At 72.1% G+C, this 11,278-nt stretch carries 8 protein-coding genes and 1 pseudogene; 2 read left to right on the top strand and 7 right to left on the bottom strand.

Features of this window, described 5'->3' with window-relative positions:
• The 5 genes and pseudogenes from ADY01_RS25905 to leuS all read right to left on the bottom strand — a co-directional run.
• Positions 1-222 (bottom strand): annotated as a pseudogene (locus ADY01_RS25905) (hypothetical protein); the annotation flags it as partial.
• On the bottom strand, positions 209-1,180 hold the full coding sequence (locus tag ADY01_RS25900; protein ID WP_159001431.1) for a ComEA family DNA-binding protein: 972 nt from the start codon (positions 1,178-1,180) through the stop codon (positions 209-211). The pseudogene ADY01_RS25905 and the gene ADY01_RS25900, both read right to left, overlap by 14 nt.
• 298 nt (positions 1,181-1,478) lie before the next feature.
• Entirely contained in the window at positions 1,479-2,330 is an 852-nt protein-coding gene (locus tag ADY01_RS25895) for a DegV family protein (RefSeq protein ID WP_049578333.1), read from the bottom strand.
• 31 nt (positions 2,331-2,361) lie between these two features.
• Positions 2,362-3,006 (bottom strand): hypothetical protein, encoded by a 645-nt coding sequence (locus ADY01_RS25890; protein WP_063784357.1) that lies wholly within the window; start codon positions 3,004-3,006, stop codon positions 2,362-2,364.
• A gap of 44 nt (positions 3,007-3,050) precedes the next feature.
• A complete protein-coding gene (leuS, locus tag ADY01_RS25885) occupies positions 3,051-5,924 on the bottom strand; it encodes a leucine--tRNA ligase (RefSeq protein ID WP_049578331.1) in 2,874 nt (957 codons plus the stop codon).
• A gap of 396 nt (positions 5,925-6,320) precedes the next feature.
• Between leuS and ADY01_RS25880 the strand changes: the two genes are divergently transcribed.
• Positions 6,321-7,172, top strand: coding sequence for a glycerophosphodiester phosphodiesterase (locus ADY01_RS25880; RefSeq protein ID WP_049578336.1), 852 nt, complete (start codon positions 6,321-6,323; stop codon positions 7,170-7,172).
• Between the two features lie 348 nt (positions 7,173-7,520).
• Complete coding sequence (locus tag ADY01_RS25875; RefSeq protein WP_049578330.1) at positions 7,521-8,651, top strand: glycoside hydrolase family 19 protein; 1,131 nt, start codon at positions 7,521-7,523, stop codon at positions 8,649-8,651.
• Between the two features lie 82 nt (positions 8,652-8,733).
• Here the strand turns inward: ADY01_RS25875 and ADY01_RS25870 are convergent, their stop codons facing one another.
• Entirely contained in the window at positions 8,734-9,210 is a 477-nt protein-coding gene (locus ADY01_RS25870; protein ID WP_049578328.1) for a hypothetical protein, read from the bottom strand.
• 105 nt (positions 9,211-9,315) lie between these two features.
• A complete protein-coding gene (locus tag ADY01_RS25865; protein ID WP_049578327.1) occupies positions 9,316-11,253 on the bottom strand; it encodes a right-handed parallel beta-helix repeat-containing protein in 1,938 nt (645 codons plus the stop codon).
• Positions 11,254-11,278 lie beyond the last annotated feature (25 nt).

Genomic DNA, 11,278 nt, shown 5'->3' with positions numbered 1-11,278 from the left:
GAGCAGCACCCCCGCCGCGGCGCAGCATCCCAGCGCGCACCACCCGGTGGCCCGCCCCGGCGCGCCCAGCGCCAGGGCTGCCGCCGCCCAGGCCGCGGCGGCGGGCGCCAGCAGCCGCAGGTCGGCGGGACCCTTCGGCGCGGGCACCGCGTCCCCCAGCCTGTGCCCGGCCGCGGCGTGGACCGGGTGGCGCGCCCCGGCCCGCGGCTCAGAGGGTGACACGGTCCCTCAGATCCGCCAGCCGCCGGTCACCGATGCCGGTGACCTCGCCCAGCTCGTCGACGGACGCGAACGCGCCGTACCGCTCCCGGTGGGTGACGATGTGGTCGGCCAGCACGGGTCCGATGCCGGGCAGCGCCTCCAACTGCTCGGCCGTGGCCGTGTTCAGACTGATCGGGCCGTCGCCCTGGACCCCGCCCGTGACCGTCGGCTGTGGCCCTCCCGACCCCGCCGGCGGCTCGCCGCCGACCGTGATCTGCTCGCCGTCCATCAGGATCCGCGCCCGGTTCAGCCCCGCGGTCCCGGCGCCGGGCTCGCTTCCGCCCGCCGCGTCGATCGCGTCACCCACCCGGGAACCTGCGGGGAGCGTGTACAGGCCCGGATCGGCCACCTCCCCCGCCACATCGACCACGACCTCGCCGCCTCCCGAAGCGCCCACCGCCCCCGTGGAGTTGGCGACATCGCCCGAGCCCTCTGCATCCGCCGGGTCCTCCGCACTCGCCCCGTCCCCGGAGGAGGCGGCCGACGCCGAACCGGAGTCCGCCACCTCCCGCCCGGTCCCGTCCGCCACCCGCTCGGCCACCGCCACCGGCCTGGGACGACCGGCCCAGACGTGGTGGACCGCGAATCCGGCCGCGATCAACAGCACCACGCACAGCGCGACCAGCGTCCTGGGCTCGATCCCGCACCGCGGCCTCAGCCACGACGGCAGCCGCTCCCCCACCGCCAGCCGCAGCCGCTCGGCCAGCGGCAGCCGCCGCTCACCGGACGGCGGACCGCCGGAAGGATCGCCCGCCGCCTCCTCCCGCTCCGGCGGGGGCTCGCCCGGCGGCTCGGGCGGCGGCTTCGCTTCGCGCGGCAGCACTCGCCAGCCCGCGGCGAGCGTCAACGCACCGGTGGTGCAGGAGTGTTCCTCCGGGAAGAGCACGGCCGCGCGCCGCCGGGCCACCGCGCCCGCCACCGGCCCTCGCCGCCGCGCCGAGGAACGCGCCCCCGGGCCGGGACGCCGCCCCGGCCCCGCTCCGCCGCGCCCGCCCGGTGTCCGGCCGGCGCGCGGTCCTCGTGCACGTCCTCGTGCACGTCCTCGTGTGGCGCCTCGTGTGGTACTTCGTCTGTTGTCCATGGGGCCGAAGGTAGGCGTGCGGCACCGCCCGGAACGGCCTCAGCCGAAATCTGTGGACAGCCGCGGCCCTGTGGACAACTCCGTCACCCGTGCGGGGGATTCGGCCTCCGTCGCTACCGATGCCCGGCCGCGGCGGCTACCGTGGAGACACCACCGCACCCAGCAGTCCCGGCCCCGTGTGAGCGCCGATCACCGCGCCCACCTCGCTCACATGCAGGTCCACCAGTCCCGGCAGTCGGTCGCGCAGCCGCTCCCCCAACTGCATGGCCCGTTCCTCGGCGGCGAGATGGTGCACCGCCACGTCCACGCGTCCCGTGCCCGCGTGCTCCACGGCCAGCGCCTCCAGCCGTGCGATCGCCCGCGACGCGGTCCGTACCCGCTCACATGGTTCGATCCGCCCGTCGCTCAGCTCGAGCAGCGGCTTGACCGCGAGCGCCGACCCGAACAGGGCCTGCGCCGCGCCGATCCGGCCCCCGCGCCGCAGGTGCTCCAGGGTGTCGACATAGAAATAGGCGCGGGTCGACTCGGCCCGCTTGACCGCCGCGGCCACCGCGTCGTCCGGGGTGCCGCCCGCCGCGACCGCCTCTACCGCCGCCAGCACGCTGAACCCCAGCGCCATGGCGATCATCTGGCTGTCGACGACCCGGACCGGCACCGGGGCGTCCCTGGCCGCGACCACCGCGGCGTCGTAGGTGCCGGAGATCTCCGACGAGAGATGAAGGGAGACGATGCCCTCCGCCCCCGCCTCGGCCGCCGCCCGGTAGGCCGCGGCGAACATCGCGGGCCCCGGCCGCGAGGTGGTCACCGGCTGCCGCTGCTGGAGCGCCCGCGTCAGCCGCCGCGCCGCCTCCCCGGTGCCGTCCTCGAACGCCGTCCCGCCCAGCACCACCGTGAGCGGGACGACGGTGATCCCGTGGCGCGCCACCGCCTCCCGCGGCAGGTAGGCCGTGGAGTCGGTGACGATGGCGACGGAGCGGGACCGGGACATGAAACGGAGACTAGCGGAGCCGCGCGGGCGGTCAGTCCGCGTCCTCGACGGCCTTGCGGTCGCCGTCCCGGCCCGCCTTCCCCTCCTCGAACGCGGGGCGGGACGCGGGCCCCGGCGCCGACCGCGGCTGCTCGGAGGGCGACCAGTGCCGCAGCGCCTTCGACTCGATCGCGATCTGCTCCTGAAGGGCGTCCAGCCCTTCCACGTTGTCGTGGTGCGCCCGGTCCTGCGCCGCCATCCGCAGCGAGTCGGCCGATGCCTTGATCCGCTCCACCCGCCCGCGCAGCTCGGGCAGGCGGGCCGAGACCCGCGCCCGGTCGGGCTCGCCGGTCATCATCGAGGCCAACTCGCCGTCGAGACGCTCGGCATGCCCGGAGAGCTGGTCCAGGAGCGCCAGCGCCTCACGCAGCGCCGGGTCCCGGTCCGCGCCGGCCAGCAGCGTGGAGCGGGTGCTGTCCACGCTGGTGCGCAACTCCTTGCGGGTGCGCGCCACCTCGCCCAGCACGCCGGGCTGCACCGCCCGTGCCGACAGCGACACGTCGGTGACCGCCCGGCGGACCTCCCGCCGGGCGCGGTCGATGCCACGTCTGGTGGCGCGCACGCCGCGCACCACGGCCAGCACGAACACCGTGAAGACCACCAGGGACAGCACGACGAAGGCGATAGCTATCTCCATAAGTCTCCAGAGTAAAGCGCCCGAGCCACTCCCGGACCAGGACGTCAGGCCGGAACGATGTTGACCAGCTTGGGCGCACGCACGATCACCTTGCGGATGCCCGCGCCGCCCAGCGCCTCCCTGACCCCCGGCGCGGCCAGCGCCATCTCCTCCAGCTCCGTCTCGGACACGGTCGGCGCCACCTCCAGCCGGGCGCGAATCTTGCCCTTGACCTGGACGACGCAGGTCACCGTCTCGTCGGTGACGTAGTTCTGGTCGGCCACCGGGAAGGGGGCCCAGACCACGCTCTCCTCGTGGCCCAGCCTGCGCCACAGCTCCTCGGCGATGTGCGGGGCCAGCGGCGCGGCCAGCAGCACCAGCGTCTCGGCCACCGCCCGCGGCACCCGGGGGACCTTGGTGACGTGGTTGTTCAGCTCGGTGATCTTGGCGATCGCCGTGTTGAACCGCAGCTGTTCCAGGTCCTGGGAGACCCCGTGGATCGCCTTGTGCATGGCGCGCAGCGTGGTGTCGTCCGGCTCGTCCTCGACGACGGCGACCTCGCCGGTCGCCTCGTCCAGCACGTTCCGCCAGATCCGCTGCAACAGCCGGAACTGCCCGACCACCGCCCTGGTCTCCCACGGCCGGGAGACGTCCAGCGGCCCCATCGCCATCTCGTACAGCCGCAGGGTGTCGGCGCCGTAGGCCGCGAACACCTCGTCCGGCGAGACCACGTTCTTCAGCGACTTGCCGATCTTGCCCAGCTCACGTTTGACCGGCTGTCCCTCATACATCCAGCCGTCGCCGTCGCCCACCTCCTCGACCTCGGCGGCGGGAACGGGGAAGCCGCGGCTGTCCCGGTAGACGTACGCCTGGATCATGCCCTGGTTGAACAGCTTGTGGTACGGCTCGGCCGACGAGACATGGCCCAGGTCGAAGAGCACCTTCTGCCAGAACCGCGCGTACAGCAGGTGCAGCACGGCGTGCTCGGAGCCGCCGATGTACAGGTCCACGCCGCCGGTGGGCATCCCCTCGCGCGGCCCCATCCAGTACCGCTCGATCTCGGGGTCGACCAGCGCCCGGTCGTTGCGGGGGTCCAGGTACCGCAGCTGGTACCAGCACGAACCCGCCCAGTTGGGCATGGTGTTGGTCTCCCTGCGGTACCGCTTGGGCCCGTCGCCCAGGTCCAGCACGACGTTCACCCAGTCGTCTTTGCGCGACAGGGGCGTCTCGGGCTCGGTGTCGGCGTCGTCCGGGTCGAACGTGCGCGGCGCGTAGTTGTCGATCTCGGGCAGCTCCAGCGGCAGCATCTCGTCGGGCAGCGCGTGCGCGACGCCGTCCTCGTCGTAGACGATGGGGAACGGCTCGCCCCAGTACCGCTGGCGGCTGAACAGCCAGTCCCGCAGGCGGAAGTTGACCGTGCCCTCGCCCGCGCCGCGCTCGCTCAGCCAGGCGTTGATCCGCTCCTTGGCCTCGGGGACGGACAGCCCGTCCAGCGAGATGCCGGGGGCCGCCGAGTTGATGATGCGGGCGTCGGCCGCGTTGAACGACTCGTCCCAGGCCGCCGGGTCGGTGCCGCGCCCGTCGACGGGCTCGACCACGCAGCGCATGGGCAGCTCGAAGGCGCGCGCGAAGGCGAAGTCGCGGCTGTCGTGCGCCGGGACGGCCATGATCGCGCCGGTGCCGTAGCCCAGCAGGACGTAGTCGGCGATGAAGACGGGGATCCGCTCGCCGTTGACCGGGTTGGTCGCGTAGGCGCCGGTGAAGACGCCGGTCTTCTCCTTCGCCTCGGCCTGCCGCTCGACCTCGGACTTGGCGGCTGCCTGCTTGCGGTAGGACGCGACCGCCTCGGCGGGCGTCGCGTGCCCGCCGGTCCACGCCGCGGCGGTGCCCTCCGGCCAGGCGGCGGGCACCACGTCTCCGACCAGCGGGTGCTCGGGGGCCAGCACCATGTAGGTGGCGCCGAACAGGGTGTCCTGGCGCGTGGTGAAGACGGTGACCACGCCCCCGGCGTCCCCGTCCCCGGCCCGCGCGCCGCCCCCGTCGATCGGGAAGTCCACCCGGGCGCCCGTGGAACGGCCGATCCAGTTCCGCTGCGCGCGCTTGATGGCCTCGGGCCACTCGACGCTGTCCAGGTCGTCGATCAGCCGGTCGGCATAGGCGGTGATCCGCATGTTCCACTGGCGCAGGTTGGCCTTGAAGACCGGGAAGTTCCCGCGCTCGGAGCGGCCGTCGGCGGTGACCTCCTCGTTCGCCAGGACGGTGCCCAGACCCGGGCACCAGTTGACCGGGGCCTGGGAGGCGTACGCCAGGCGGTGGTCGCTCAGCACCTCGGCCCGCTCGGCCGCCGACAGCGCGGACCAGGGGCGCCCGTCCGGGGTCGGCTGCTCGCCGGACTCGAAGCGCTCGACCAGCTCCGCGATCGGCCGCGCCCTGCCCGCCTCCCGGTCGTACCAGGAGTCGAAGATCCGCAGGAAGATCCACTGCGTCCATCGGTAGTAGTCCGGATCGATGGTGGCGAACGAACGCCGCGGGTCGTAGCCCAGGCCCAGGCGGCGCAGCTGCGTCCGGTAGGTCCTGATGTTCGCCTCGGTGGAGATCCTGGGGTGCGTGCCGGTCTGGACCGCGTACTGCTCGGCGGGCAGCCCGAACGCGTCGAAGCCCAGCGCGTGCAGCACGTTGTGCCCGCTCATCCGGTGGAACCTGGCGTAGACGTCCGTGGCGATGTACCCCAGCGGGTGGCCCACGTGCAGCCCCGCCCCCGAGGGGTAGGGGAACATGTCCATGATGAACTTCTTCGGCCGGGCCACCACCTCCGGGTCGCCCGCCAGGTCCCCGCTCGGGTTCGGCGTCTCGTACGTGCCGTGCCGCTCCCAGTGGTCCTGCCAGCGCGCCTCGATCTCCGCGGCCAGGGCGGCGTCGTACCTGTGTGTCTCGCTCATCGTCCTCGAAGCTCCATCGGTCGTCATCCGCCGCGCATGAAAAAACCCTCCACGCAGGGAGGGGAAGCCACGCTGACGTCGTCAGGACGTTTGTCAGCGCGGCCGCGTAAGCAGAAGGCGTACGGCACGCATGCGCACAGGGTAGCGCAATCGGTGAAACGCGAGGCCGCCCGGCGGGGGGCGGGCCCCACGGAGGCGCTCCTCCAGGCGCTCCGCGCCCTTCGCCCCTTATGCCCGGCATACGCACCCGCGTCACACGGTGATCCCCATGGCGCCAGACGGATGCCCACTTCCCGTCATTCCGGCCGGAAATCCTCGCATCCGATCATGCGAGATCGAATGAGACCGGATGAGATCGAACCGGGACACCGAAACACCAGAACAGTGGAGACCGACGTGACATCACCGCGCAGCTGGCGCACGACGACGGTGGCCGCGGCAGCGCTGAGCTGCCTCGGCCTGGCGCTGACGCCGACGGCCGCGAACGCCGCCGAGGGCCCCGACTCCATCGCCCACCGCGGCTCCTCCGGCATGGCGCCGGAGAACACCGCGGCCGCCGTCGAACTCGCCGTCGAGCAGGGCGCCGACTTCGTGGAGATCGACGTCCAGCGCACCAAGGACGGCAGGCTGGTCAACTTCCACGACTGCACCCTGGAGCGGACCACCGACGTGGAGGAGGTCTACCCCGGCCGCCCGAGCTACCGCGTCTCGGACTTCACCTGGGCCGAGTTGCGCGGGCTCGACGCGGGCTCCTGGTTCCACGAGCGGTTCGCCGGCGAGCGGATCATCACGGTCAACGACGTGATCAGGCGCGTCGACGGCCGCACCGGGCTGCTCGCCGAGCTCAGCCCGTGCGCCCACTACGAGGGCATCCCCGAGGACTTCGCGGAGCTCCTGCGCTCCAAGCCCCGCTATGTGGGGCAGGCGCTGGCCGCAGACCGGCTCGCCGTCCAGTCCTTCGAGCTGGACGACGCGACCGCGTTCAACACCCTCATGCCCGGCGTCCCGATCGGGCTGCTCGACGCCGAACGCCCGACCGAGGAGGAGCTGGTCGCGCTCAGCGGCTGGGCGGACCAGGTGAACCCGCAGCACACCGTCACCGATCAGGAACTGGTCGACCGCGTGCACGCGCTCGGCATGGACATCAACGTCTGGACCGTGGACGAGCCGGGAGCCATGCGGGCGATGACCGCCCTCGGCGTCGACGGCATCATCACCGACTACCCGCAGTCCCTCACCCAGCCCTGACCGGGCCGCGCCACCCCTTCCGCACGCCGCACGCCGCACGCCGACCGACCGCCGACCGACCGCCTCGCGGGCGGTCGGCGGAAGTCCGGAACGATCCGAGTATTGACGGCGACACGCGGTGCTGCCATGGTTCAGACATGGTCTAGACCTAGTGAAATGCAGCGGCTCAGCCACCCCTGCGACTCCCTCTCACACGCACCCGGTGCGGGTCACCTCCCCGCCCCCACCGCCCCCGGATTGTCATGCGCACGACTAAATTGTGAGAGCGGACGCCGGTCTCCCGACGGCGCGCGGGGGTGTTCCGAATCGGCACGAGAAGTGCCCATGGCGCGAAGGGGACAACCTGCGATGTCCATCAGATTCCTCAGACGTCTCACGCTCGGACGCTCCGCGGCCCTCGCCGCCCTGTCGGCGATCCTCGCCGGCCTGATCGTGGCGGCGCCCGCCCAGGCCGCCGACGGGCAGATCAGCGGTCTGGGCGGCAAGTGCGTGGACGTCGCCGGGGCGAGCACCGCCAACGGCACGCCCGTACAGATCTACGACTGCAACGGCAGCAACGCCCAGCGCTGGTCGAACTCGGGCGACGGCACCCTCAGGGCGCTGGGCAAGTGTCTCGACGTCGTCGGCGGGGGCACCGCCGACGGGACGGCGGTTCAGCTGTGGGACTGCACCGGCAGCCCCGCCCAGCGGTGGGTCGTGACCGCGGCGAACGACATCGTGAACCCGCAGGCCGACAAGTGCCTCGACATCCGTGACCGCTCCACCGCGAACGGCACCCGCCTCCAGATCTGGACCTGCACCGGCCAGACGAACCAGAAGTGGTCCGCGCCCGGTTCGGGCGGCGGCAACCCCAACCCGAGCGGCTTCGTGGTGAGCGAGGCCCAGTTCAACCAGATGTTCCCTGGCCGCAACAGCTTCTACACCTACAGCGGCCTGGTCCAGGCGCTCAACTCCTACCCGGCCTTCGCCAACACCGGCAGCGACACGGTGCGCAGGCAGGAGGCGGCGGCGTTCCTGGCCAACGTCCACCATGAGACGGGCGGCCTGGTCCACATCGTGGAGCAGAACCAGGCCAACTACCCCAACTACTGCGACTGGGGCCAGTCCTACGGCTGCCCGGCGGGCCAGGCGGCGTACTACGGCCGCGGGCCGATCCAGCTCAGCTGGAACTTCAACTACAAGGCCGCGGGCGACGCCCTCGGCATGGACCTGCTGAACAACCCCTGGCGGGTCGAGCGGGAGGCGGCCGTGGCCTGGGCCACGGGCCTGTGGTACTGGAACACCCAGACCGGGCCGGGCACCATGACCCCGCACAACGCGATGGTGAACCAGGCCGGGTTCGGCCAGACCATCCGCTCCATCAACGGCTCCCTGGAGTGCGACGGCCGCAACCCGGGCACGGTCCAGAGCCGCGTGAGCAGGTACCAGCAGTTCACGGGGATCCTGGGCGTGAGCCCGGGCGGCAACCTCTACTGCTGACCCGACCGCCGCCGACACGACGGCGCGTGGCCCGGATCTCCGTCCGGGCCACGCGCCGGGGGCACGCGCCGGGGGCACGGGATCAGTGCCAGTCCATGGCGTTGAAGAGGTACAGCAGCAGCGCCGTCCGCCCCTCCCGGCTCCTCCCCGCCGCCGCCCCCAGGGCGGCGGCGCGGTCGTGGACGTCGGCGGTCTCGAAGCCCTCCGCCGTCAGCGCGCGGTAGCCGCACGCGCCGCGCAGCCAGGCGCGGTGGCGGTCGTCGGGTTTCCACCAGGGCTCGGGGTCGGAGGACACCGGCTGGAGAAGGGGGTGGCGGCGCTGGACGGGCCACTGACGCGCCACCTGGCCACCGCGCAGGACGGCGACCTTCTGCGCGATCCGGAGGATCCCGTACCCCATGGGGATCCACTCCGACAGGGACGGCCCGAAGACGTCGGGGTCGGTGAACGCGTAGCTCGGCCGTGAACCGCGCAGGACGAGGTACTGCGTCTCGGGCCTCGTGGCGTCGAACGGGTCGATCCGGTCGGCCTCGGCCGCCGGGTAGGGCCAGTAGTCCATGCGGCGATTGTGGCAGCGGGCGGGACCCGCGGCCCCGGCTCGGGACCACGGGCCCTGCCCGGTTCGGGTGCGGACGGTCAGAGGCGGACCGTCGGAGGCGGACCGTCAGAGGATGCGGCGGTTGGTCACCGCCGCCGTCTGCGCGGGCCCGCCGGTGATGGTGAACTGGGAGCCCGGCTCGATGACGACGTCGCCGTCGGCCGAGCCGGTGATGGTGACATCGGTGAGCGTGGCGCTGCCGCGGGCGCCGCCCATGGCGAGGATGCCCGCGCCGTTGTTGGAGCCGTCGATGGTCACGTCGCTGATCTGGACGTCGGGGACGGCGCCGCCACCGGACTTGAACTGGATGCCGTCATACGTCGAGTCGTAGATGGCGGTGTCGCGGATCGTGACCCCGGGGATGTCCTGCCCGGCGGCGAAGAGCGTGATGGCGCCGAACTCCTGCGCCTCGCCCCAGAACGCGCCGCCGGTCCGGTGCAGTTCGTTCCCTGCGATCAGGGTCTGGCCGGAGAACGGCAGGGGGTCGTGGTCGGTCGCCAGCATGATCCCGGGGTAGTTGGCGGTGTCGGAGATCAGGTTGTTCTCGATCGAGTTGCCGTAACCGCCGTAGATCGCGACGCCGTTGGCGCGCCAGGGGAGCTGGATGGTGTTGTTGCTGAACGTGTTGTCGTGGCCGATGTCCTCGGCCGGGTTCTCGACATAGCGGTTGGCCCACACCGCGAGGGAGTCGTCCCCGGTGGTCCTGAAGGAGGAGTTGTCCACGGTGGAGTTGCTGGTGCCGTTGGTGAAGTTGATGCCGTCGGCGTAGGTGTTGCGGATCCGCATGCCGCTGAACTCCAGGCCGTCGCCCGGCCCCCACAGCTCGGGGATGTTGCTGTGGTCGCGGCCGACCCAGACGCCCACGTTGGCGTGCTCGATCCACACGTTGGTGATCCGGGTGTTCTGGCCGAAGCGCCCGTTGAGGCCGACGCCGCCCTCGGCGCCACCGCCGCCGCGGATGGTCCCGGAGCCGAAGATCGCGATGTCGGAGATCTGGGTGTTGTCGTCGATGTCGAAGCCGAAGTTGCCCTCGTGCGGGTGGTTGATGCCACCGGCCTCGTGCGGCGGGGTGAGGGTGTAGAGCTGCGAGTGCCACATGCCCGCGCCGCGGATGGTGACATCGCTGATGCCGACCTGGTTGTACTCGCCGCGATCCTGCGGGTCGTCGGTGAGGATCTTCTGCTCCTGGCGCCACTGGCCCGCCGGGATCCACACGCACGCGATCTCGCCGTTCTGGTCGGCGGTCACCGCGGCCTGGATCGCGGCGGTGTCGTCGTTCCCGTCGTCCGACACCGCGCCGTACTCGGTGATCGAGGTGCACTCGGCCGGCTGCTCAGCGGGCGGGGCGACCTCCTCCAGGTCGATCAGGTCGATGATGTAGAACGACGCGCTGTCGTCCGCGTCCCGCTGGAGGCGGAACGTGGTGCCCGCCGGGTAGGTCTCGGCCAGCAGCGCGTGGGACTCGTCGAACAGCCGCCGCGCGTCGGCCTGCGGGGTGTTGGTGAGCGACTCGGGATCGTCCGTGTTGCCGTACAGCCAGCTGTGCTTGGAGGACAGGTCCAGCTTCTGCACGAAGGTGCCGTCGGCGTACAGGCTGATGGTGGCGTCGGCGCCGCCACCGTTCGGCGCGTCGGGGATGGAGTTGCGCACCACGATCGAGTTGGTGGCGGTGGTCGAGGTGAACTCGACGAACTGGCCCTGCTGGGTGAGCCGTACGGACTCGCGCCCGGAGGACTCCGAGGCGAAGTTGGTGTGCCCGAACGTCCGCTCCGGGTCCGCCTGGAGCAGCTCGCCGTCGTACTCGCCGTCCTCGGCCTCGTACTCGACGTAGGGCAGCGTGGCCCCGCGAACGGCGGCCGGGTCACCCGCCGCGGCGCCGGTCGTGGCGGTGGTGGTCTCCACGGTGTCGTCCGCGGAGGCGAGACCGGGCACGAGCCCGACCGCGATCAGGCCGGTCACGGCGACGCCGCAGATCAGCCCTCGGCGAAGTTTCGTGCGTTTCATGGGGGTCCTCTGTGGGGGTGGGGGG

This window comes from Streptomyces sp. SBT349, from assembly GCF_001083795.1.
Classification (GTDB): Bacteria; Actinomycetota; Actinomycetes; order Streptomycetales; family Streptomycetaceae; genus Streptomyces.
Note: the sequence above shows the minus strand (reverse complement) of the source record. Positions and strands in the feature narration are given on the sequence as shown.